The sequence below is a fragment of the Nocardia sp. NPDC058114 genome, from assembly GCF_042884695.1.
Taxonomy (GTDB): domain Bacteria; phylum Actinomycetota; class Actinomycetes; order Mycobacteriales; family Mycobacteriaceae; genus Nocardia.
In genome coordinates this window covers 61,357-83,221 of sequence record NZ_JBHVTK010000008.1, presented here as the reverse complement: position 1 = coordinate 83,221, position 21,865 = coordinate 61,357, and the positions used below count along the sequence as shown (strand labels likewise).

The 21,865-nt window shown below is 68.2% G+C and carries 22 protein-coding genes; 16 read left to right on the top strand and 6 right to left on the bottom strand.

Features of this window, described 5'->3' with window-relative positions; translation table 11 throughout:
* Window positions 1-21: 21 nt before the first annotated feature.
* Entirely contained in the window at window positions 22-894 is an 873-nt protein-coding gene (locus ACFVVI_RS26590; protein WP_378989911.1) for a LysR family transcriptional regulator, read from the top strand.
* Between the two features lie 89 nt (window positions 895-983).
* Window positions 984-2,129 (top strand): LLM class flavin-dependent oxidoreductase, encoded by a 1,146-nt coding sequence (locus ACFVVI_RS26585; RefSeq protein ID WP_387447345.1) that lies wholly within the window; start codon window positions 984-986, stop codon window positions 2,127-2,129.
* Between the two features lie 85 nt (window positions 2,130-2,214).
* On the opposite strand, the gene ACFVVI_RS26580 is transcribed toward ACFVVI_RS26585, so the two are convergent.
* Window positions 2,215-3,459 carry an MFS transporter gene (locus tag ACFVVI_RS26580; RefSeq protein WP_387447344.1) on the bottom strand — a complete coding sequence of 415 codons (1,245 nt, stop codon included), beginning with the start codon at window positions 3,457-3,459 and terminating at the stop codon, window positions 2,215-2,217.
* Between the two features lie 74 nt (window positions 3,460-3,533).
* On the opposite strand from ACFVVI_RS26580, the gene ACFVVI_RS26575 reads away from it, so the two are divergent.
* Window positions 3,534-4,364 (top strand): TetR/AcrR family transcriptional regulator, encoded by an 831-nt coding sequence (locus ACFVVI_RS26575; protein ID WP_387447343.1) that lies wholly within the window; start codon window positions 3,534-3,536, stop codon window positions 4,362-4,364.
* A gap of 17 nt (window positions 4,365-4,381) precedes the next feature.
* On the opposite strand, the gene ACFVVI_RS26570 is transcribed toward ACFVVI_RS26575, so the two are convergent.
* Complete coding sequence (locus tag ACFVVI_RS26570) at window positions 4,382-5,128, bottom strand: GntR family transcriptional regulator (RefSeq protein WP_387447342.1); 747 nt, start codon at window positions 5,126-5,128, stop codon at window positions 4,382-4,384.
* A 134-nt stretch (window positions 5,129-5,262) separates the two neighbouring features.
* Here ACFVVI_RS26570 and ACFVVI_RS26565 point away from each other — a divergent pair, with 134 nt between their 5' ends.
* The 6 genes from ACFVVI_RS26565 to ACFVVI_RS26540 all read left to right on the top strand — a co-directional run bounded on the left by ACFVVI_RS26565 (window position 5,263) and on the right by ACFVVI_RS26540 (window position 11,506).
* A complete protein-coding gene (locus ACFVVI_RS26565; protein WP_387447341.1) occupies window positions 5,263-6,255 on the top strand; it encodes a BMP family protein in 993 nt (330 codons plus the stop codon).
* A 6-nt stretch (window positions 6,256-6,261) separates the two neighbouring features.
* Window positions 6,262-7,887 (top strand): ABC transporter ATP-binding protein, encoded by a 1,626-nt coding sequence (locus ACFVVI_RS26560; RefSeq protein WP_387447340.1) that lies wholly within the window; start codon window positions 6,262-6,264, stop codon window positions 7,885-7,887.
* A gap of 155 nt (window positions 7,888-8,042) precedes the next feature.
* Entirely contained in the window at window positions 8,043-9,101 is a 1,059-nt protein-coding gene (locus ACFVVI_RS26555) for an ABC transporter permease (RefSeq protein WP_387447461.1), read from the top strand.
* Window positions 9,098-10,024, top strand: a complete 927-nt coding sequence (locus ACFVVI_RS26550) for an ABC transporter permease (protein ID WP_387447339.1) — start codon at window positions 9,098-9,100, stop codon at window positions 10,022-10,024. The genes ACFVVI_RS26555 and ACFVVI_RS26550 overlap by 4 nt, the downstream gene beginning before the upstream one ends.
* A 28-nt stretch (window positions 10,025-10,052) precedes the next feature.
* Window positions 10,053-11,033 carry an ornithine cyclodeaminase family protein gene (locus tag ACFVVI_RS26545; protein ID WP_387447338.1) on the top strand — a complete coding sequence of 327 codons (981 nt, stop codon included), beginning with the start codon at window positions 10,053-10,055 and terminating at the stop codon, window positions 11,031-11,033.
* Entirely contained in the window at window positions 11,030-11,506 is a 477-nt protein-coding gene (locus ACFVVI_RS26540) for a nucleoside deaminase (RefSeq protein WP_378989901.1), read from the top strand. The genes ACFVVI_RS26545 and ACFVVI_RS26540 overlap by 4 nt, the downstream gene beginning before the upstream one ends.
* Before the next feature lie 55 nt (window positions 11,507-11,561).
* On the opposite strand, the gene ACFVVI_RS26535 is transcribed toward ACFVVI_RS26540, so the two are convergent.
* The 3 genes from ACFVVI_RS26535 to ACFVVI_RS26525 all read right to left on the bottom strand — a co-directional run bounded on the left by ACFVVI_RS26535 (window position 11,562) and on the right by ACFVVI_RS26525 (window position 14,831).
* Window positions 11,562-12,920, bottom strand: a complete 1,359-nt coding sequence (locus ACFVVI_RS26535) for an MFS transporter (protein ID WP_378989900.1) — start codon at window positions 12,918-12,920, stop codon at window positions 11,562-11,564.
* Window positions 12,921-13,127: 207 nt separating this feature from the next.
* Window positions 13,128-14,405, bottom strand: coding sequence for an RNA polymerase sigma factor (locus ACFVVI_RS26530; RefSeq protein ID WP_387447337.1), 1,278 nt, complete (start codon window positions 14,403-14,405; stop codon window positions 13,128-13,130).
* A gap of 6 nt (window positions 14,406-14,411) precedes the next feature.
* Complete coding sequence (locus ACFVVI_RS26525) at window positions 14,412-14,831, bottom strand: YciI family protein (RefSeq protein WP_378989897.1); 420 nt, start codon at window positions 14,829-14,831, stop codon at window positions 14,412-14,414.
* Between the two features lie 252 nt (window positions 14,832-15,083).
* On the opposite strand from ACFVVI_RS26525, the gene ACFVVI_RS26520 reads away from it, so the two are divergent.
* The 5 genes from ACFVVI_RS26520 (at window position 15,084) to ACFVVI_RS26500 (ending at window position 18,998) form a co-directional block, all read left to right on the top strand.
* Window positions 15,084-15,863, top strand: coding sequence for a crotonase/enoyl-CoA hydratase family protein (locus ACFVVI_RS26520; RefSeq protein WP_387447336.1), 780 nt, complete (start codon window positions 15,084-15,086; stop codon window positions 15,861-15,863).
* 4 nt (window positions 15,864-15,867) lie between these two features.
* Window positions 15,868-16,674: an SDR family oxidoreductase gene (locus ACFVVI_RS26515; protein WP_387447335.1), complete on the top strand. Its 807-nt coding sequence runs from the start codon at window positions 15,868-15,870 to the stop codon at window positions 16,672-16,674.
* A 52-nt stretch (window positions 16,675-16,726) separates the two neighbouring features.
* Window positions 16,727-17,296 (top strand): TetR/AcrR family transcriptional regulator, encoded by a 570-nt coding sequence (locus tag ACFVVI_RS26510; protein WP_378631002.1) that lies wholly within the window; start codon window positions 16,727-16,729, stop codon window positions 17,294-17,296.
* Between the two features lie 87 nt (window positions 17,297-17,383).
* Window positions 17,384-18,403, top strand: coding sequence for a medium chain dehydrogenase/reductase family protein (locus ACFVVI_RS26505; protein WP_387447334.1), 1,020 nt, complete (start codon window positions 17,384-17,386; stop codon window positions 18,401-18,403).
* A 25-nt stretch (window positions 18,404-18,428) separates the two neighbouring features.
* Window positions 18,429-18,998, top strand: a complete 570-nt coding sequence (locus ACFVVI_RS26500) for an ABC transporter permease (RefSeq protein WP_378989892.1) — start codon at window positions 18,429-18,431, stop codon at window positions 18,996-18,998.
* A gap of 48 nt (window positions 18,999-19,046) precedes the next feature.
* On the opposite strand, the gene ACFVVI_RS26495 is transcribed toward ACFVVI_RS26500, so the two are convergent.
* Window positions 19,047-19,655: a TetR/AcrR family transcriptional regulator gene (locus ACFVVI_RS26495; RefSeq protein ID WP_378989891.1), complete on the bottom strand. Its 609-nt coding sequence runs from the start codon at window positions 19,653-19,655 to the stop codon at window positions 19,047-19,049.
* Between the two features lie 118 nt (window positions 19,656-19,773).
* Between ACFVVI_RS26495 and ACFVVI_RS26490 the strand changes: the two genes are divergently transcribed.
* Window positions 19,774-20,700, top strand: a complete 927-nt coding sequence (locus tag ACFVVI_RS26490) for a metal-dependent hydrolase (protein WP_378630996.1) — start codon at window positions 19,774-19,776, stop codon at window positions 20,698-20,700.
* Between the two features lie 11 nt (window positions 20,701-20,711).
* The gene (locus tag ACFVVI_RS26485) at window positions 20,712-21,863 is read left to right on the top strand and encodes a hypothetical protein (RefSeq protein WP_387447333.1); all 1,152 of its coding nucleotides are present in this window, start codon (window positions 20,712-20,714) and stop codon (window positions 21,861-21,863) included.
* Window positions 21,864-21,865 lie beyond the last annotated feature (2 nt).

Here is a 21,865-nt window from a genome sequence, read left to right as displayed (position 1 = left end):
TGATGACCGTAAGCTGAACTGATGCTCGATGTCCGCAAACTTCGCCTGCTCCGCGAACTCGCCCATCGCGGCACCATCGCCGCGGTCGCCGAGGCGCTCAGCTATACGCCTTCGGCGGTATCCCAGCAGCTCACCGCGCTCGAACGCGAAGCGGGCGTCCCACTACTGGAACGCTCGGGCCGCCGCGTCGCTCTCACCCCCGCCGCGCAGCTCCTCGTCGGGCACACCGAAACGATCCTGGCCGCCCTCGAACACGCCGACGCCGAATTGTCCTGTACCAGGGACGAGCTGGCCGGCACCCTGCGCATCGGCACCTTTCCGACCGCGGCGCGCACCCTGCTGTCGCCCGCCCTCGTCACCTTGAGCACCGACCACCCGCGCCTGGAACTCACCGTCACCGAAATCGACCCCGCCGACATCCCGAACGCCCTGCGCGCGGGGACCCTGGATATCGCGCTCACCCACGACTACGACCTGGTCCCCGCCGACACGGACCCCTCCTTGCAAACCGAGCCCCTCCACACCGAAACCGTCTACCTGGCCACACTGGGCCCCGTGCCCACCGAGGACTCGCTGGCCGCACACCGCCGATCCCCCTGGATCGCGGGCACCCCCGGCACGCTGTGCCATACCCTGACGATCCGAGCCTGTCAGGCAACAGGATTCACCCCCCACATCCGCCACCACGCCGACGACTTCGACACCGTCCTGACCCTCGTCGCCGCAGGCGCGGGCACCGCCATAGTCCCCGCCCTCGCCCTCTACGCACCCCCCGAACACATCACCCTCACTCCCCTGCCGATCCGCCGCCACACCCAGCTCGTATACCGCAACGGCACCGGCCTGCATCCGGCGATCCACGCCGCCCGGCTCGCCCTGCACGCCGCGGGCTAGGCACCTCCGGCTTACCGCCGATCGGTGGGATAATCGAGCCGGTCGACAGGGGAGACCGCAGTGATGACATCGAGTAGTGGGAGTAGCCCATGGCACGAGTCAGGACCGGAATAGTCGATCCGGGTCTTCATTCCCGCGGTGCGCCGGATCTCACCCACCGCACGGCGAAGTTCGTCGCCGCGACGACCGGTGCCGACTCCCTGTGGGTCGTCGACCACTTGATCGGGTTGTTTCCCTCGTCGGTGTGGAAGCCGAGCCATGCGGGCGGCGCACGGGTCGTTCCCGTCGCGGACGCGTACTACGAACCGTGGACCCTGCTCGGGCGCGCGGCGGCGCGGAATCGGTGGAGTCGGCTCCGGCTCGGGGTGGGAGTCACCGACGCCGGTCGCAGGCATCCGGCGGTGACCGCACAGGCCGCCGCGACCTTGCATCTACTCAGCGGCGGGCGAACGATTCTCGGGATCGGTCCGGGAGAACGCGAGAACAACGAGCCCTACGGTGTCGATTGGCAACGCCCGGTCGCGCGCTTCGAGGAGGCTGTCGCGACGATTCGGGCATTGTGGGAGTCCCACGGTGAGCCGATCTCCCGGGATTCCGAATTCTTCCCTCTCCGCGACGCGGTCTTCGCGCTGCCGCCGCACCGCGGTACCCGACCGGAGCTCTGGATGGGAGCGCACGGACCGCGCATGCTCAGGGTGGCCGGTCGATTCGCCGACGCGTGGCTGCCCGCCTTTCCGGGCAGCCCGGCCGAATACCGCGACAAGCTCGACACGATCAGGACCGCGGCCTCGGATGCCGGACGCGACCCGTCTGCGGTCCAAGCGGCCGGGTGGCAATGGATCATCACCGCGAAGTCGCAGACGATTGTCGAGGAGATCCTCGATTCGGCGGTGATCCGCGCCTACATGCTCGCCGCGTCCGCGCAGGCCTGGGCACGCCATGGCGTCGAGCATCCGTTGGGCCCCACGTTCTCCGGCGCCCAGGACATCCTGCCGCAGACCATCGACGAGGCCACTGCGCTGGAATACGGTCGACGCGCACCGCTGTCGTTGATCCGAGATGTCTTTCAGGTCGGCACACCGGCAGAGGTGCTCGACCAGATCGCCGAACGGCGCGACCACGGATTGACCTACGCCGTATTGGTTGACCTCGGCGCGTGTCACCCGAAACTGCGGACGGGACTCCTGACCGGGTCATCGTTCGCCAAGGTCGCACGCGGAATCCGCCGACTGTGACGAACCGCCGTGGCGGTAGGCGATTTCGGTGGCCGCGTCGGCGGCGATGGCGGCGGCATGAGGGCTTGCCTGATCTACTCGACGGTCAACCCGTCACGGTCGCGAGACGCGCGGAGCGCTGCAGGCGAGCGCCGAGCAGAGTCAGGCACAGGGCAAGGACCAGGAGCAGAGCCAGGGTCCATGCCAGGGTCGAAAAGCCGTGTGGCGCAGTCGCTGCCGCGACGATCGGGCCCAGGGTCGCGCCGACGTAGAAGCTGAACATGGCGACCGAAGAGGCTGCCGCGCGGGCATCGCCGCCGAGTTCACCCGCGCTCTGCAACACCGCGGGGGCGATGACGCCGAGGCCACCGACCAGGACCGCCAGCAGCACAGTGAGGACCGCCAGGTGCGAGCCTTCGAAGGTTGCGGCGACCATCGCGATGGCCGCGATCAGCACGCCGAGGACCATCTGGGTGGGCTTGGACAGGCGCGCCAGCGGAATGGCGAGCAGTGGCAGCGCCATCATCACCGGCAGGGCGCCCGCCCGCAGGGTCAGCAGTTCGCCGGAACCGGTGACCAGGCCGGTGAGCTCGATCCCGGTGTAGATGCCGACCATGACGGCCATGCTCAGGGCGCCCGCCACGAGCATCGGGAGCAGCGGCGTGATGCGCAGCACCGCGGGAATGGCGGCGTAGCTGTGGCGCAGCGGGAGGTCACGGCCGGTGGGGGCGTCATCGAGCATGACGGCCCGCAGCGCGAAGGCCAAGGCCGCGAAAACGACCGCGGAGCCGAGGAATACGGCGCGCCACGGGAACGACGCGACCACGGCCTGCGAGACGATCTGGGCGATGACGGTGGCGGCCAGGAAGGAGGTGGCCACCGACATGGTGACCACGGCCCGGTGCCCCGGCGCGATGCGCGTGCCGACGTAGGCCATGATCGCGGGCGGAATGGAGCCGACGACGAGGCCCTGCACGATCCGGAGCGCGATGGCCACGGGCGCACTGAACGCCAGACCGGTCAACAGGGTGACCACCGCGGCCACGAGCATGCCGGTGACCAGGACCCGGCGATGGCCGTATCGATCCGACAGCGGGCCGAACAGCACGAAGCCGCCCGCGTAGCCGAAGGCGAAGGCGCTGATGACCCATGTCATCGCCCCCGAACCCACACTCCACTCTGCTTTCATGGCTTCGAACAGGGGAATCGGCGTGTACATCTGGCCGGTGGCCACCAGGGCCGACAGCACGAAAACAGGGAGGGTGCACCCGGTGTGCGTACGGGGCGACGTGTCGCGAACGCGGGCAGGGGCCGGACTTCCGACCGGAAGCTGGACTGTCGGTGATGCCATGTCGACGACAGTAGGCTCGCACAGGGACAGAGTCAACCAAATAGTTGGTTTAAAGAACTGGTAAAGTCAGTCCCATGACGGCGAGCACCATCAAACGCAGCGACGCGACCAGACAGGCCCTATTGCGTGCGGCGCGAGCCGAATTCGCGCAGTACGGTCTGGCCGGAGCCCGCGTCGATCGCATCGCCGAGGCCGCCGGCGTCAACAAGGAACGCATCTACGGCCTGTTCGGCAGCAAGGACAGGCTGTTCGACGTCATCATCGTCGACACCATGCGCGAATTCATGGAGGTCGTGCAGCCACTCGCCGAGACCGAGCCGGGCGACTACGTCGGCAAGCTCTTCGACTACCACCGCGACCATCCGCAGCTGCTGCGCCTGCTGCTCTGGGAGGGCTTGCACCGCGGCGCCGACGCCCACGATGTCGACGGTTGGCGCGCTGACCACTACGGACAGAAATTCGACCGTGCCCAAGAACAATTCGGTGTCGACGAGAAGCAGGCAGGCCGCCTCCTACTCGCCCTCTGCGGCCTCGCCAACTGGACCCACGCCGTCCCCCAGACCACGCGCCTGTTGCTCGGCGACGCCGCCTCCGACACCGACGCCACCCGCGAGTTCGTGAAGGAATTCGCTCGGGCCGCACTGCGAAACCTCGCGACCACACCCCAACCCGTCGCGCCGCAGCCGGACGCCACCCTCCCCGAACCGGTCAATGCATTGACCACCCCGGTAGACGACGCCGCCCGCCGCCTTCGCGAAGCCCAAGCCGCTGCCGATGCCGCCCGCGCCGAACTCGCAACCGCCCTGCGCACCGCCCACGCCGCTGGGGCGGGGGCGAATCAGCTCGCCCGCCGAGTCGCCGGAACCATGTCCCGCCCCCTCGTCCTCAAGCTCCTGACCGACTAGACCCCAAACGCCGCGATCTACGCGGTCTTCTCGCGGTGGGAGCCGCGTTGGCGGGTGCGGGTGGCCGAGACGGGGTCGATGTCGGGCATGGACCATTGGGCGGACAGGGCCAGGCTGGGCTCACGGCCGGAAGCTACGTGGCGGTAGGCGATTTCGGCGGCCGCGTCGCAGTCGTGCGCGGCGATCGCGGCGTAGAGGGCTTCGTGTTCGTCGCATTGGGTGCCCGGGTCACGTTCCTTGGTCAGGTGGAACAGCCAGCGGACTCGGGATTCCAAGGGGCGCAACAACGACTGCAACAGTGGGTTGCCGGACACTTCGACAATGACGGCGTGAAACCCCGCGTTCGCGGCGGCGATCGCGGCTTGGTCGCCACGGGCAGTGGCCTGGCGGGCCGCGGTGAGCTGCGCACGCAGGGCAGTGAGGTCGGCCGGCTCGGCGCGTTCGGCGGCCAGGCGCGCCGCGAGGACTTCGAGGCTTTCGCGAACATCGAACAGGTCACGCACGTCGGTCACCGTGAACGGGGCGACGATCGCGCCCTGCCTCGGCACGATCACGACCAGACCCTCGCGTTCGAGCATCTGCAGCGCCTCGCGCAGCGGGATCCGCGAGATGGCCAGCTCGGTGGCGAGGTCGCGTTCCACGAGCCGCTGACCAGGGCTCAAGCGCAGATCGATGATCCGGTCACGTAACTCCTCGTAGGCCTGATCCCGCAGCGACTTCTTCGCCGGTTCGTCTGCCACCGCACCATCCTTCTGCTCCTGCACGCCACCACGGTAGTCCGCTCGCGGCATGCGACCGTTTCTTACTTTTCGGTAATCCGCCCGTCATCTCCGAGCCCCAGGCTGACACTTAACGGTATACCGCTAAGTGAGCGGTTCGTTCGATCAAGGAGTACCCCGTGCACAAGTCCACTCGGCGCGCGATCGCCTTCGGCTCGGCCGCGCTCGCCGCCGCTGCCCTCCTGTCGGCCTGTGGCTCCGCCGATTCCACGGCGTCGGGCGGCAAGCTGAAGGTCGGCGTGTTCTTCCCCGGCTCACTGTCGGACACCGGCTTCATGCAGTCCGGATATCTCGGCTACCAGCGCGTCGCCGACGCGCTCGGCGACAAGGTGGAACTCAGCAAGGTCGAACAGGTCGCCGCCAGCGACTACCAGCAGGCCCTGGTCCGCTTCGCCTCGGCCAACGACCTGGTGATCTCCCTCGGCGGCCAGACCGACGCCGACGTGCGCAAGGTGGCGCCGCAGTTCCCGAACGTGAAGTTCGTCGAGATCGGCGGACCGGCCGACGCCAAGCCACTCGCCAACCTCGCCTACTACGACCCGCAGCAGGCCGAGGCCGAATTCCTCAGCGGCGCGGTATCGGCGGCGGGGTCCAAGTCGGGCACGGTGGCCTTCGTCGGCGGCGTCGAACTGCCCGCGATCGTCAACGCCGCCAACGCCTTCGGCAACGGTGCGCGGTTCACCAAGCCCGACGCGAAGGTGCTCACCCCGCAGTACGTCGGCGACTTCAACGACCCCGCCAAGGCCAAACAGGCCGCACTGGCCGACTACGGCGCCGGCGCGGGCACACTCGGCCAGATCGTGAACTTGGGCAAGGCGGGCATGGAGCAGGCCGCCAGCCAGTCCAACGCCACGATGGTCGGCGGTCCGATCCCCGGCGACTGCACCAACCCCGCGTACCTGGGCTACGTACACACCGATATCGGCGCCGAGGTCGAGTTCGCGGTGAAGGCCGTTCTGGACGACTCGTGGAAGGCCGAGAACGTGCGCTTCGGGCTGACCTCGCCCAACGACGGCACCGATTTCGTGTTGTGCAGCAAGGACTCCGGGGTCGCCGACGCACTCGCGAAGGCGAAAACGGCCCTGTCCACCGGCGCGGTCAAGCCGTACTGATCCACGATGAGCACTCCCGCATTGACCCTGCACGGGGTCGGTAAGCGCTTCGGTGACGTGCAGGCGCTGCACGACGTGGACGTCACCGTCGAATCCGGCACTGTCCATTGCGTTCTCGGCGAGAACGGCGCGGGCAAGTCCACGCTGTGCAATCTCGTCTTCGGCGGCTACCACCCGGACACCGGACGTATGCAGCTGGGCGGCAAGGACTTCCGGCCCGACTCCCCCGCCGCCGCGATGGCTTCCGGTGTCGCCATGGTGCACCAGCACTTCAGTCTGGTCACCACCATGACCGTCGCGGAGAACCTGCTGCTCACCCAGCACGGACTCCGGTCCCGCCGCAAGGAGCTGACCGACCGGCTCGACGAGATCGCACAGCGTTACCGCCTGCGCGTCGACCTCGACCAGCAAGTCGCGACCATGCCGGTCGGCGCGAGGCAGAAGGTCGAGATCGTCAAGGCGTTGCTGCGTGATCCGGCGCTGATCCTGCTCGACGAACCGACGGGAGTGCTCGATCCGGCCGAGATCGACGCGCTGATCGACACCTGCCGCGCCATCGCCGCCGACGGCAAAGCGGTAGTCCTGGTGACGCACAAACTCGGCGAGGTGGCCAGGGTCGCCGATGCCGCGACCGTGCTGCGCCGCGGCACGGTCGCCGGTGGCGGGCGGATGTCGAACACCACCATCGCCCAGTTGCTCACCGCGATGGTGGGGCGTACCGCCGCCGACCTCGACCCGACCGTCGCCGCGACCATCGGCCTGGATCCCGCCGATTCGGCGACGACAGCAGATTCACCCGCAACGGCTCTCCCGGTCGGCCCTGCCACCGAATCGACCCCGTCTAGCGCCGGTTTCGAGTCGTCTGCCGAATCCGATTCCCCCGCACCGGTTCTCACCATCGATCGAGTGACCGTGCATCGCGCCGACGGAAGCGCGGCGCTCGACGATGCGCGTCTGGTCGTGCGGCCCGGCGAGATCGTCGGAATCGCGGGCGTCGAGGGCAACGGGCAGAGCGAGCTCGTCGCGGTCCTCGCCGGGGCTACCCCGGTGAGCGCCGGCACGGTCACGCTCGCCGACACCGATATCACGACCGCCAACCCCGCCACCCGGACCGGGCTCGGACTCGGCGTCGTGCCCGAGGACCGCCACCGCGACGCGATGGTCGCCGAGATGACCCTGGCGGAGAACCTCTTCCTCGGCCGACTCGGCCGCTTCCGGCGCTTCGGACTGCTCGACAAGCAGGCCATGGGACGCGCCGCCCAGGCCGAACTCGACCGCTTCGACGTGCGCGCTGCCGGGCCGTGGGTGCCGATGGGTTCGCTCTCGGGTGGCAATCAGCAGAAGGTGGTGCTGGCCCGCGAACTGTCCGCCGCGAACCTGCGCTGCCTGGTCGCCGCCCAGCCGACGCGCGGATTGGACATCGGCGCAGTCGATTTCGTGCTGACCCAGCTGCGCCATGCGGCCGCCGACGGCTGTGGGGTGCTGGTGGTGTCGAGCGAGGTACCCGAGTTGCTCGCGCTGTGCGACCGGGTGTTCGTCGCGTATCGCGGCACACTCGCCGGACCGATCGAGACCGCCGATCCCGCAGCGGCACAACAGATCAGCGAATTGATGATGGGAGTCGCGGCATGAGCGCACCGAGTCGGACCACGACCGCGGCCACCGCGCCCCCACCTCGGCGAACGTCGCTGGGCGGGCTGCGCGGGTTCGGCAAGCCTTCCTCGAAGCAGCACCCGGCAGGCTTGCGCCAGTGGGCACACCACCCGATCGTCGTCGCCGTCGCGGCGATGCTCGCGGCCGGGATGATCGGGCTGATCCTGGCCGCCGTCGCCGGCGCGGCACCGGGCGCCACGATGACCGCACTGTGGGAGGGCATGTTCGGCAGCGACTACGCGATCGGCGCCTCGCTCAATGTCGCGGCCACGCTGATGCTGGTGGCCGTCGGCTTCACCATCGCCCACCGCGCCGGACTGGTCAATGTCGGTGGCGAGGGCCAGATCTGCGCCGGTGGCATCGCCGCCACCGCGATCGGCACCACGCTCACCGGTGCGCCCGCCGTGATCACCCTGCCCGCGGTGCTGATCGGGGCGGCAGCCGCGGGCTGGTTGTGGGCCGCCATCGCGGCGTACCTGCGGGTCGCGCGCGGCACCAGCGAGATCATCACCACGCTGCTGCTCAACTTCGTCGGGTTGGCGCTGGTGCTGCTCGTCGTGCACGAGCCCGCGCTGCTGCGCCAGCCGGTGACGTCCTCGGAGACGCTGCCGCAGTCCGAACAGCTCACCGCGGCCGCGCATCTGCCGCTGCTGGGCATCGAACGCTCGCCCGCGACCATTGCCCTGTGGATCGCCGTGGTGGCCGCGTTCGGCACCGCGATCCTGGTGCGTCGCACCGCACTCGGTACCCGATTGCGGGCGGTCGGGCTCAATCCCGACGCGGCCGCGCGGCTCGGGCTGCCGGTGCGTCGGCTGCGTTTCCTGAGCCTCTCGGCGGCGGGCGCGTTCTCCGGCGTCGCGGGCGGGCTGCTGGTGGCGACGGCGCCGTTCGTCCTCGCCGAAGGGTTCTCCTCCGGATACGGATTCTCCGGTCTGGTCGTCGGCCTGCTGGCACGTGGCTCACTGGCCGCCGTGGTCGCGGTGTCGCTGCTGCTCGGGTTCCTCGTCTCCGGCGGGATCAACCTGCAGCTGGCCGCGAATGTGCCCGCGTCGACCATCGCGGTCGTGGAGTCGCTGATGATCGTGTTCATCGCGGGCGCCGCCATCTGGACCTCTCGTAGACGCAAGACCGAACCCGCACCACAACCGGTGCCGTCCGTGGACACCGCCGATCCGGCAGGAGCGCCGCGATGAGCCTCGATACCGTCACCGATATCGCGACCAGCGGAATCGGTTTCACCCTGCCCATCCTCGTCGCCGCGAGCGGTGAGCTGGTCAGCGAACGCGCGGGTGTGCTCAATCTGAGCCTCGAGGCGATGATGCTGACCGGCGCGTTCGCCGGCGTCCTCGGTGCCGTCACCACCGGTTCGCCGGTACTCGGCGCGGCCACCGCCGTGCTCGCTGCCCTGATCTTCGGTGCGCTGCAAGCGATCTGGAGTATCGGCTTGCGCGCCGACCAGATCGTCGTCGGCATCGCCGGCAACGCGTTGGCACTCGGCACCACCACCTACGGTGCGCGCCTGCTGCTCGACGACGGCAAGGGCCACAGCGTTCCCGGTTTCGACGCGCTGCCGATACCGGTGCTGCACCATATCCCGGTTATCGGTCCCGCCCTGTTCGGGCAGACCGCGCTCGGCTATCTGTGCATCGCGGTCGTCGCCGTCCTGGCGGTCGTGTTCTCCCGACGCACCAAGCTGGGTCTGGTGATCGACGCGATCGGTGAAGACGCCGTCGCCGCCGACCGCACAGGTCTGCCGGTGAAGGCCGCCCGGTACGGCTGTGTGCTGCTCGCCGCGTTCGCTGCCGGCCTCGGCGGCGCGCAATTGGCGCTGTCGGAGGTGCATTCGTTCAGCGACAACATGACCGGCGGCATCGGCTATCTCGCCGTGGTCGCGGTGATCGCAGGCCGCTGGCGTGCGCTCGGGGTGATCTGGGCATCGGTGTTCTTCGGTCTCGCCCAGGCCCTGCAGTTCGCACTGCCCGCCCTCGGCGTCGATGTGCCGTTCGCGTTGCTGGTGATGCTGCCCTATCTGATCGCGATCGTGGCCGTCAGCGGCTTGGTCGGCAACAGCCGCTCGCCGCGCGACCTCACCGTTTCCTTCGCCCGAACTTCCTGACCCGCCCCTACTTTCGCAGGAGCCACCGTTGACTCTGATCCTGTCGCACTCCGATGTGACCGCCGTCCTCGACCGCGGTGAGGTGCTCGCCGCCGTCGAGCGCGCGCACGCCGATCTGGCGCTGGGCACCGCGTTCGTCCCCGCTCCACCGGCGATGACACTGGGCGGCGCGGCCTTCGTGCCCATGGTCGCCGCCGCCGAATCCGCCGGTGCCGCCGCGGTCAAACTGCTCGCCGACCTGCCCGCCAATCGCGGGCGCGGGTTGCCGGTGCAGCGGTCGGTGATCGTGGTGACCTCGGCGGCCGACGGTTCGTGCGAGGCACTGATCGACGGACGCCTCGTCACCGCCGTGCGGACCGCCGCCGCCAGCGCGGTGGCGACGAAATATCTTTCCCGACCATCGAGTTCGGTACTCGGTGTGATCGGCGCGGGCAATCTGGCCGTGGAGCACACGCGCGCGATTGCGACCGTGCGCGAGCTCGAGACCGTGCTGGTCTGGTCTCGCACCGCAGCTACGGTCGACCGATTCCGCAGTGCGATAGCCGATCTCGGTCTCGAGGTGCGTGCCCTCGACAGCCCGGAGTCGGTCACCCGCGCCGCCGACGTGTTGTGCACCCTCACGCCGTCCCGCGAGCCGATCGTCCACGGCGCCTGGTTCGGCGACGGTCTGCACGTCAACGCGGTGGGCGCACCGCCGAGGGCGGATCACCGGGAGGTGGACGGCGAGGCCATGCGCCGGTCCAGGGTCGTCGTAGACTCGATCGGCACCACGCTCACCAAATCCGGCGACACGCTGATGGCCATCGCCGAAGGCGCGATCACGCAGGACGCGGTGGGCACCGAGCTGGGCGAGGTGATCGCGGGCCGGGCAGCCGGCCGTCACGACGACCGCGACATCACCCTGTTCAATTCGGTGGGCATCGGCCTGCAGGATCTGGCCGCCGCCCGCCTGCTCATCGACAAGGCCCGCGCCAACGGCATCGGAACGGAAGTGGATCTCACCTCATGAGCGAGCTGACCGATATCGACATCACCCATCTGCGTCGCGCCATCGACCTCGCCGGGCACGCCACCGCGCTCGGCGATCGCCCCTTCGGCGCGGTCGCTCTCGGCCACGACGGCGCGGTCCTGGCCGAGGGTGTGAACGCGGTGAACACCACCGGCGACGTCACCACCCACGCCGAACTGGTCGCGATCACCCTCGCGACCGCCGCGGGCCACGCGGCGAAACTGCGGGGCGCCACCGTCTACGCCAGCGGCGAACCGTGCCCGATGTGCGCCGCCGCGATGGTGTGGGCCGGAGTCGGCCGCATCGTCTTCGCCGCGGCCGCAGCCGAATTCGGGCCGATCATGCCCCCGGGTACCAGTTTCGGACTCACCTGCGCCGAGGTCGTCGCGAGTTCGAACGTGCCGGTCGAGGTCAGCGGACCACACCTGGGCGAGGAAGCTCTCGCCGTGTTCCGCGCGGCCGCGCAGAACTAGCCCGAAGACACCGAGGGCGCGGCGCCGGATCGACGCCGCGCCCTCGGTGCACGATCTATTTCACCGCGACGACCTCGGCGGGCTCGCCCAGTTCACGCTGTTCCTCGATCGCCTCGGGCGTACCCGGCACCTGTGTGCCGCGCAGCGAGACACCCTTGGTCTCGATGAGGAAGAAGGACGCGATCAGGCCGACCGCGCACGCAGCGAGCATGTAGTAGGCCGGAACCATGTTGTTGCCGGTCGCGCTGATGATCGACTCGTTGATCACCGGGGCGGTGCCACCGAAAATCGATGTGGCCACGTTGTAGCCGATCGCCACACCGGCGAACCGCACGATGGTGGGGAACATCGCGGGGAACGTGGCCGAGATCGTCGCCAGCTGCGGCGCGTAGAGCATGCCCAGAATCGCGAAGCCGACAATCGCGCCGGTGAGCGAGGAACCGATCAGATGGTAGACCGGGATCACCGCGACCATCATCGCCGCACACGAGAACATCCACATGGGTTTGCGCCCGATCCGGTCGGAGAGGGCACCCAGGAACGGCAGGGTGCACAGCATCGCGATCTGGCCGATCAGCGGCACGAGCAACGCATCGGATTTGTCCATACCCAGCGCGGAGCCGAGGTAGGTCGGGGTGTAGCTGATCAACGAATAGTTCACGACATTCAGCGCGATCACCAGGCCGAACAGGGTCAGCACCGGGCGCAGGTACTTCGTCACCAGATCGCGGTAGACGCCGGAGACTTCCTCGGTCTCGTCCTTGCTGTCGACCTCGCGGAACACCGGGGTGTCCTCCACCCGGCTACGCAGGTACATGCCGATCAGGCCCAGCGGACCGGCGATCATGAACGGGATGCGCCAGCCCCACGAATTCATCGACGCGTCGTCGAGGACATTCACCAGCAGCAGGGCGACCAGGTTGCCGAGCGTGAAGCCGGCGAGCGTGCCCACCTCGAGGAAACTTCCATAGAATCCACGCTTGCGATCGGGTGCGTATTCGGCCATGAATGTCGCGGCGCCACCATATTCACCACCGGCGGAAAGTCCCTGGATCATGCGCAGCGCGTACAGCAGAATCGGGGCGCCGATGCCGATCATGTCGAAGCTCGGGATAAGGCCGACGGCGAGGGTTGATCCGGCCATCAGAATAATCGTGGTGGCGAGCACGCGCTTGCGCCCGATGCGGTCGCCGAGCGGACCCCAGATCATGCCGCCGACCGGCCGGATCAGGAACGATACGGCGAAACCGAGCAGCGTGTAGACCATCCCGGACTCACCGTCACCGGGGAACAACGACCTCGCGATATACGTCGCCAGATAGGCGTAGACACCATAGTCGAACCATTCGACCGCATTACCGATCGCCGACGCACCGATTGCCCGGTGCAGCACCGTTTTCGATTCCCTTGACATCCACAACACCCTCTCGTCGTCGCCTTTCACGAATACCCGACCTCTTTGCGAGCAAACGTTACGAGCGCGCGAAGACCGGCCTTTATGGCCTCTATACTGCGAATATGGTCCTGCGACCCGGTGTATTTCTGCCGCCGTTCGGCGACCTGGCCGACCCGCGAGTGCAGGCCGAGCCCCGCTGCGGCGGGCGGCGCCGGCGCTCGACGATCAGGCGAGTCCGGCGAGCTTTTTTGCGAGGACGTTCTTCTCACGTTCGTTGCCACACCGGCGGATGGCTTCGGCGAGCTCCGCACGAGCTTCGGTGGTGCGGCCGAGCCGGGTGAGCAGTTCACCGCGCACGCTGGGCAGCAGGTGCGAGGTGGACAGGGCGCCGGATGCGGTGATCTCGTCGACGATCGGCAGGGCCGCTGCGGGCCCGTCGGCCATCGATACCGCGACCGCCCGGTTCAGGTCCACCACCGGCGACGGTGCGAGTCTGCCCAGTGCTTCGTACAACACGACCACCCGTTCCCAGTCGGTCCGCTCGACCGACGGTGCGACGGCGTGACATTCGGCGATCGCGGCCTGAAGCCCGTAGGCGCCCAGTCCACGCCCGACCGCACCGGCTTTCACCAGCGCCGCACGACCGCGCCGGATCGCCGAGCGATCCCAGCGGCGGCGGTCCTGCTGTTCGAGCAGGACCGGCTCACCGTCGGGACCGGTGCGGGCAGGAAATCGCGCCGCGGTCAGTTCGAGCAGCGCCAGCAGTCCGTAGACCTCGGGTTCGTGGGGCATCAGCCGCGACAGCACGCGGGCCAGCCGCTGCGCTTCCCCCGCGAGGTCGAAGCGGATGAGGTCGTCGCCGGTGCTGGCAGACGACCCCTCGGTGAAGATCAGATAGATGACCCCGAGCACCGAACCCAGCCGGGCCCGGCGCTCGGCGACCGGCGGCACCTCGAAGGGGACTTCGGCGGCGCCGAGAGTCTTCTTCGCCCTGGTGATCCTGGCCTGCACTGTCGCGGTCGGGACCAGGCACGCCTTGGCGATCTCGTCGCTGGTCAGACCGCCGACGACACGCAACGTCAAGGCCAACCGCGCCTCCCGCGAGAGCACCGGGTGACACGAGATGAACATCAGCGCGAGCACATCGTCGCCGATTTGATCGGGATCCCACAGCACGTCCTGCCCGGCACGCACAGGGTCCCCGCCGGTGAGCGCGTCGCCCTCGCCGAGGTCGGCGGCGAGGGCGACGTAGCGGTCGTCGAGGGCGGCCCGGCGCCGGAACGCGTCGATGGCCCGGCGTCTGCCGACGGTGAGCAACCACCCGGCCGGCTGACGTGGCACGCCTTCGCGCGGCCAGGTCACCAGTGCCTCCGCGAACGCCTCCTGGGCGAGATCCTCGGCCATCGCGAAGTCGCGGGTGTAGCGCGCGAGGGCGCCGACGATCCGGGCCGATTCGATCCGCCAGACGGCGGCCACGGCCTCGCGGCCGGTGTGGTCGCTCATCGTGATTCAGAGCTGGCCGCTGGCCTCACGCCACGCGCGCTCCCTCGCGACCCAGACATTGTCCTGCGGGAATTCATCGATGCTCGGGACTCGCCGGATCTCGGTCTTGGTGCCCGGCACGACGACCGGCATGCGCTTGGCCCACTCGATCGCCTCCTCTTTGGAGGCCACATTGAGAATGTAGAACCCGCCGAACAGTTCCTTCGTCTCCCCGTAGGGCCCGTCGGTGACCACCGGGGTCTCCGACGAGTAGTCGACGACCACGCCCTGCGCCGCGTCGTCGAGCCCCTCGGCGGCGACCAGCACTCCGGCGCTGATCAACTCGTCGTTGAACTTGCCCATGGTCTCGAGCATCTCGTTGAAGTCGATATCGGCCGCCGCGGCCCAGGCTTCGTCGGTGGCGCGCATGATCAGCATGAACTTCATGGTTTCGTCTCCTCGGATCGGTGTGGACCCGCCTGCCGGGCCCTGCGTTCATCCCTAGGTCGAACGGGCACCGCTGCGGATCGACACCCGGCCGAAAATTCTTTTCGCGAGTGTTCGGCAGCCTACGACGAGTGCCGGGCGCGCGCGACGACGACGGACACGAATCCCCGATTCGGGTATTCAAGATCGTCCGGCGTGATACAGATCGAAGAGGTTTGTCATGCTGACAGCCACCTAGCGAAGGAGTCACTCGTGAGCGCAGTTCTCGTCGAGCAACGCGAGCATGTGCTCGTCATCGTGCTGAATCGGACCGAGGCCATGAACTCGGTCAACGCCGAAGTGAGCACGGGGGTCGGCGAGGCGCTCGAGCGAGCCGAGGCCGACCCGCAGATCCGCGCGGTGGTCCTCACCGGCGCGGGCGAGCGGGCGTTCTGTGCGGGCGCGGACCTGAAGGCGCTCAGCCGCGGTGAGTCGATTCTCGCCCCGGGACATGAGGATTGGAACCTGGCCGGGTACGTCCGGCATCCGATCAGCAAGCCGACCATCGCCGCGGTGAACGGTTTCGCACTCGGCGGCGGCACCGAGCTCGTCCTGGCCAGCGATCTCGCGGTCGCCGCCGAGACCGCCACCTTCGGCCTGCCCGAGGTCGCCCGCGGCCTGTTCGCCGCGGCAGGCGGCGCGTTCCGTCTGCCCGAGCAGCTCCCCCGCAAGGTCGCGATGGAGATGATCCTCACCGGTGAACCGATCACCGCCGCCCGTGCGCTGGAATTGGGCCTGATCAACCGTGTCGTGCCCGCCGCCGAGGTTCTCGACGCGGCGCTCGCGCTGGCCGGTCGGATCGCCGAGAACGCGCCGTTGGCCGTGCAGGCCAGCAAGCGGGTGGCGCTGGGCATGATCGACGGCAAGCTCGCCGACGACGACGCCTGGGACCAGTCCAACCGCGAGATCATGACAGTCGCGGTCACCGAGGACATGCGTGAGGGCGCCATCGCATTCGCGCAGAAGCGCAAGCCGAACTGGCAGGCGCGCTGACACGGTGCGGATCCTGATCCTCGGCGCCTCCGGTTTCGTCGGCAGCGCGCTGCACGCGCAGTTCGCCGCGAACCACGAGGTCGTCGGGACCAGCCGGGGCGGGCACGGGCTCACCCCGGTGGATCTCGCCGACACCGGCGCGGTGCGCGCCCTCGTCGCACAAGGTTTCGACGTGGTCGTCCACACCGCCGGTGTCGTGGATCTCGGTGCCGCGCAGCGTGATCCCGCCGCGGCCCGTGCCGCGAACGTGGCGCCGATGGTCCCGCTGCTCGACGCCATCGGCGACACGGGCGCGAAGCTCGTCTACCTGTCGACCGACAATGTCTTCGACGGCGCCGCCGAGTACTACGACGAAAGCGCCACGCGCGCACCGATCAACGTCTACGGCGAGACCAAGGTGGCCGCCGAGGATCTGGTCCTCGAACGCGACCGGCACTTGGTCGTGCGCCTGCCCCTCGTCTACGGGCGCAGCCCACTGTCGAACAAGTTCCTGGCCCGCTTCGCCGCACCCGAGATCCCCGCGCGCACCGATATCGTCTGCAATCCACTGTACTTACCCAGCCTGGCACCCGCACTCGAGCAGCTCGCCGACGAGGCGGGCGCCGTGCATCTCGCGGGCGCGGAAACCCTGAGCCGCTACGACCTCATGACCCGGGTCCGCGACCGTCTCGGCGCACCGGCGCGTGTCGTGGCCACCGATCGCTTCTCCGCCGTCCAGGACTGCCCACGACCATTACGGCTGGTCATGCGCAGTATTCGGCACAGCCTGACCGGCCCGGACGTGGACACCGCCCTCGCCGATCTGCACTGAATCTCCGGTCACCCGTTGACGCCCACGAAAGAGTGAGTGTACAGTCACTCACATGACCAAGCGCGGCGCCACCCTCTCCACCTCGGACGTCCGGCGTGACGCGGTCGTCGACGCGGCGATCATCGAGTTCGCCAAGACCGGCTACCACGGCACCCCGATCAACACCGTCGCCGCGCGCGCCGACATCTCCCCCGCCTACGTCTTCAAACTCTTCCCCGGCAAGGTCGCCCTGTTCGTCGCCGCGCTCGATCACTGCTTCGAGCTCGTCGAACGCGCGATGTCCACGGGCGCGGCCAATTCCACCGCGACGGACCCGGCCGCCATCCTGCACGACATGGGCGGCGCCTACGCCGAACTCATCGCCGACAAGAGCCTGCTCATGTTGCAGGTGCACGCCCAGTCCGCCACCGACATCCCCGAAATCGCCGACGCGTTGCGCCGGGGTCTGGCCAAGGTGACCACCTTCGTGCAGCGCCGCTCCGGCGGCACCCCCGAGCAGATCCAGTACTTCATCGCCTACGGACAGCTCTGCCACCTCGTCACCACCCTCGGGCTCGACGGCAACGACAGCGCCTGGGCCACCGCCCTGACGACGGGAATGCGCCACCCGAAAGCCCACTGACCCCCCTCGCTCCAGCCTTTTCAGGGTGGAGCTTTCTTTTGCAGCAAGAGTGATTGACCAGTCACACACCACGGAAGGTAGCTCCTGATGAACACCACCACCGCCACCGAAATCGTCCTGCCCGGTCGCGTCGACCCCAGCGGCCTGCTCGTCACCCGACGCGAACTCCCCGCACCCGCACCGGGTCGCGCACTGGTTCGAGTCGATGCCTCCGGGGTGTCCTTCGCCGAGCAGCAGATGCGCCGCGGTAAGTACTACGACCAGCCACCGTTTCCTTTCGTGCCCGGCTACGACCTGGTCGGCACGGTGGTCGAGGCCGACGACGCGACACTGGTGGGCAAGCGGGTGGCCGCGTTGACCAAGACCGGCGGCTGGAGCAGCCACGTCGACCTCGACACCGCCGATCTGATCCCCGTGCCGGACACCCTGGACGCCGCCGACGCGGAAACCTTTGTCGTGAACGGCATCACCGCCTGGCAGATGCTGCACCGCGTCGCCGCTGTTCAGCCGGGCGCGACGATACTGGTCCACGGCGCCAACGGTGGCGTCGGCTCGACCCTGGTCCAATTGGCCCGCGCCGCGGGCATTCACGTGATCGGCACCGCGTCCGCTCGCCATGCCGACGCGGTCACCGCGCTGGGTGCCACCTGGATCGACTACCGCACCGATGTGCCACACCAGGTTCGGGCCATCGCACCGCACGGTGTCGACGCGGTGTTCGATCACGTCGGCGGGCCCGGCATCAGCGATTCGTTCGACTTGCTTGCCGACGGCGGCACCCTCGTTTCCTACGGAACGGCGGCCACCAAGAACGACGAGGGCGACTCCCGGTTGCCGGTGCTGAAACTGTTCGCCCGCCTGCTGTGGTGGAACATGCTGCCCAACAAGCGACGTGCGCACTTCTACAACCTGTGGGCAGGCAAGCGCAACATCACCCGCTTCCGTGCTCGAATCGCCGAAGATCTGTCCCAGGTCTTCTCCCTCGCCGCCGCGGGCACCGTCACCGCCCAGGTCGCGGCCCGTATCACTCTCACCGATGCCGCCCGAGCTCTGGAGCTCGCCGAATCCGGCACCGTCACCGGCAAAGTCGTCCTCGTCAGCGCCTGACCCGCTCACACCCTGGAGATCAGTCATGTACGTTTCCCAGCCCGTTCGCACCGTCCTCGACAACCGCCCCATCTACCTGAGCTTCGGCCTCGCCTGGTTGGTCGGCCACGGCACCTTCGCCCTCAGCCATGGCCCGAACCCCCTGCTCGACCTCCCCGGATTCGTGCCGACCGCGCTGCTGGGCGTCGGCCTGCTGGCGGCCATGATCGTGACCACCGTCGTCTCCCTGCGAGCCCAGCGCGGCGCGACGGGACAGGAAGCGGTCGTGGGCAATCTGCTCGGCGCATCGTGGCTGATCGGTTTCGCCGCGCTGTTCTTCCTGATCACGGCGCTCGGTTCGACGCTGAGCCCCGACACCGCAGCGACTCTCTGGCCGACCGGGTCCGGGCTGATCGTCGGACTGCTCTACCTCGCCGGCGGTGTCGCCTACCGCGACGTCCTGCAATACACGCTCGGCGCCTGGCTGGCCGTGAGCTCTACGGCCGCACTGTTTCTCGACGGCGCGTACCTGTACTGGGCGCTGGCACTGGCCGGCGGCGGCAGCTATCTGCTCGCCGCCGCGCTGGAGCCCCGCAGGATCGCCGCCGCGAGCTGAGCATGCGTTTCGTGCCCGTCCGGAATTCCGGACGGGCGCGTTCGGCGTTCAGCCCTTCTGCTGCGCGCCGATCGCCGATCCCATCCATCGCCGCAGGTACCGGCGCAGTTCGTCGTCGGAGCGTGCCGGGTTGCCCGGTGACAGGAAGAACGACTGCATGGTGCGCAACACGTATTCGACGAGTTCGCGCAGCGCGGGCTCGTCGTAGCCGTGAGCGGCCCAGTCGACGTCGAAGCGGCGGATCATGGTCATACCGAACGCCTGGGCCTCATCGGAGGTCATGCCTTCCGGGTGGGCGTTGGAATACGAGCTCGACAGCAGAATCCCCAGGTGGGGGGTCCGCCGAACATCGGTGAGGGTGAAGACGACGGCCTCTGTCATCGCTTCGACAGGGTCACCCAGGCCGCTGACCTGACGGGTGAGTCGATCGAGGAAATCGTCGACCGAGGCGATGGCCGAGGCGGTCATGAGCGCGTCGGCGCTGGGGAAATACCGGTACACCGTCTGCCGGATGACACCGAGGGACTCCGCCACGTCGGCGATGCTGATCTCCGCACCGGTCCGGCCGATGAGTTCGACTGCGGCAGCGATGATCCGGCGCGTCGCCTCCGCATCGTCACCCGGCGGACTGCCGCCCCACCCACGTCTACGCGCCACCAGGTGGACGCTAGCACAACCCCAGGTCAGGGCGAATTCCGTAAAAGTGATCATACACGCGAAGCCTCGTGCGTATGATTGCTCTATCAACCGTGGCCGAACAACGAGGTAACTCACCGTGACCGACCTTCACGTCCGCAAAATGGATTTCGCGTTCTCCGACTACGACGTGCCGTTTCTGTGGAATCCGCAGAACCCGGCGTTCTCGTCGATGGCCAATGCCGTTTCGTTCCTGGCCATCGGCTTCGAGAAAATGATCGTGCAACTGATCACGCAGGCGAAACCGCAGATCACCGACCCCGAGGTGGCGTCAGAGGCCGACGCCTTCATGCGCCAGGAAGGGCAGCATTCGACGGCGCATCGCCAGCATGTCAAGGCGCTGATCCGCCGCTATCCCGGCTTGCAGCAGACCCTCGACGCGGTGATCGGCGAGTTCGACAAGCTCACCGCCGAGACCTCGGTGAAGTACCGCCTCGCCTACACCGCCGACCTCGAGGCGACGTTCACGCCGGTGTTCAAGCTGATGCTCGACAACGACAAGAATCTGTTCGCCCCCGGCGACGACCGCGTCGCCTCACTGTTCATCTGGCATTTCGTCGAGGAAGTCGAGCACCGCAGTTCGGCGCTGATCATCTTCAATTCGGTGGTCGACAGCGAGCTGTACCGGATGCGGGTGGCGGCCTCGATCTTCCGGCACGTGCTGCAGGTGATCCGGGTGGCGTGCGAGGGCTTCAACGAGCATGTGCCACTGGAAGATCGCCAGGTCGACGCGCTGTCGATGTTCGCCAACTACCGCAGGGGGCAGACCCTGCGCCGGTGGCTGCCGTTCCTCCAGCCGGCCGACAACGGCACGATGCCGCGCGCGTTCGACGATCTCGGTCTGCGCGAACAACTCGTCGCGCTGGGCGGCATCATCCGCAGTCAGACGCCCGGGCACAATCCCGCGCACGAGAAGCTGCCCGCACTCGCCGACGAGTGGTTCCGCCGCTATGACGAAGGTTACGACGTAACCCGTTGGTACACAGCCGATTCCGTCAGCTCGTAGAAGGTAGCCCGATGGCCGAACACTGCTCCCCCACCTTCGCCGAACTCGCTCACGAACTCGGCTTCTCCTGCGAGGAGGCGGGCGGACTCGTCGAGTTCCGCAACCCGTTCGCCCTCGAGAACTGGACCCTGCCGGTCCTCGAGCTCACCATCGTCGTCGGCGCGATTCTCGCGCTCTGGTACGCGATCGTGCGCCTGCGCCGCCACGGTGACCCGACCAATCTCGTGCTGTGGTTCGGTGCCACCGCCTACCTGTTCGTCATCGAACCGCCGCTGTACTTCCCGGCGGCGTTCGGCATCGAAGAACACGTCGACACGATGTTCGCGCACAACGTCTTCACCGTGGACTTCCTCTGGGGCCGACTGCCCATCTACATCATCGCGATCTACCCGCTGATGGCGACGATGGCGTTCGGCATCGTCCGGATGCTCGGCATCTTCAGCCGCTACGGCACCCTGATCGGCGCCACCTGCGTCGGCTTCGTCCACCACGCCTTCTACGAGATCTTCGACCATCTCGGGCCCCAATTGCGCTGGTGGGAATGGTCGATCGACAACCCGATCAACCAGCCGATGTTCGATTCGGTCCCGATGGGCAGCGTCGTCGTGTTCGCGGCCCTGTGGCCGATGTCGCTGGCCTTCTGCGTGCAGTATTTCGTCGGCCGCCACGTCGACGACGGCCGCCACTTCTCCGGCGTCGAATTGACCTGGCGCACCATCGTCATCGGCCTGCTGGCCTCGGTCGGCACGTTCCTGCTCCCGCTGCCCGCCACCGTCATCGGCATGAGCGGCACCACCGTGCGCGGCATCGTCTACGCACTGGAACTCACCGTCCTCGCAGTGGTCGCCGGGATCGTCATGGTCCGCCAGTGGACCGAACTACGCCGAGGAACCGCCACACCCCCGCAGTACGAAGACCCCTTCGTCCAACGGTTCGCCACCCTCTACCTGGTCGTCTTCGCCGCTCTCTGGATCGCGTCGCTCCCCGACTTCTTCGCCGCCGTCAACGGCGAAACAACCAACGGCGACCCCATCGGAAACCTCTGGTACACAGCAGCCTGCTTCGCCGTCGCGATCGCTTCGGTCCTGGCGACCTTCACCGTGCCGCGCGCACGGCCCGCCCCGGACGCACCCGTGGCGGCAGCATCGCAAGCGCCCGGCTGATC

Excerpts from the sequence above, each read along its gene's own strand:
- ACFVVI_RS26590 (WP_378989911.1), top strand. The coding sequence starts at position 22 with ATGCTCGATGTCCGCAAACTTCGCCTGCTCCGCGAACTCGCCCATCGC.
- ACFVVI_RS26560 (WP_387447340.1), top strand. The coding sequence starts at position 6,262 with ATGAGCACTCCCGCATTGACCCTGCACGGGGTCGGTAAGCGCTTCGGT.
- ACFVVI_RS26525 (WP_378989897.1), bottom strand. The coding sequence starts at position 14,831 with ATGAAGTTCATGCTGATCATGCGCGCCACCGACGAAGCCTGGGCCGCG.
- ACFVVI_RS26580 (WP_387447344.1), bottom strand. The coding sequence starts at position 3,459 with ATGGCATCACCGACAGTCCAGCTTCCGGTCGGAAGTCCGGCCCCTGCC.
- ACFVVI_RS26585 (WP_387447345.1), top strand. The coding sequence starts at position 984 with ATGGCACGAGTCAGGACCGGAATAGTCGATCCGGGTCTTCATTCCCGC.
- ACFVVI_RS26535 (WP_378989900.1), bottom strand. The coding sequence starts at position 12,920 with ATGTCAAGGGAATCGAAAACGGTGCTGCACCGGGCAATCGGTGCGTCG.
- ACFVVI_RS26505 (WP_387447334.1), top strand. The coding sequence starts at position 17,384 with ATGAACACCACCACCGCCACCGAAATCGTCCTGCCCGGTCGCGTCGAC.
- ACFVVI_RS26485 (WP_387447333.1), top strand. The coding sequence starts at position 20,712 with ATGGCCGAACACTGCTCCCCCACCTTCGCCGAACTCGCTCACGAACTC.
- ACFVVI_RS26530 (WP_387447337.1), bottom strand. The coding sequence starts at position 14,405 with ATGAGCGACCACACCGGCCGCGAGGCCGTGGCCGCCGTCTGGCGGATC.
- ACFVVI_RS26510 (WP_378631002.1), top strand. The coding sequence starts at position 16,727 with ATGACCAAGCGCGGCGCCACCCTCTCCACCTCGGACGTCCGGCGTGAC.
- ACFVVI_RS26555 (WP_387447461.1), top strand. The coding sequence starts at position 8,043 with ATGCTCGCGGCCGGGATGATCGGGCTGATCCTGGCCGCCGTCGCCGGC.
- ACFVVI_RS26500 (WP_378989892.1), top strand. The coding sequence starts at position 18,429 with ATGTACGTTTCCCAGCCCGTTCGCACCGTCCTCGACAACCGCCCCATC.
- ACFVVI_RS26540 (WP_378989901.1), top strand. The coding sequence starts at position 11,030 with ATGAGCGAGCTGACCGATATCGACATCACCCATCTGCGTCGCGCCATC.
- ACFVVI_RS26550 (WP_387447339.1), top strand. The coding sequence starts at position 9,098 with ATGAGCCTCGATACCGTCACCGATATCGCGACCAGCGGAATCGGTTTC.
- ACFVVI_RS26575 (WP_387447343.1), top strand. The coding sequence starts at position 3,534 with ATGACGGCGAGCACCATCAAACGCAGCGACGCGACCAGACAGGCCCTA.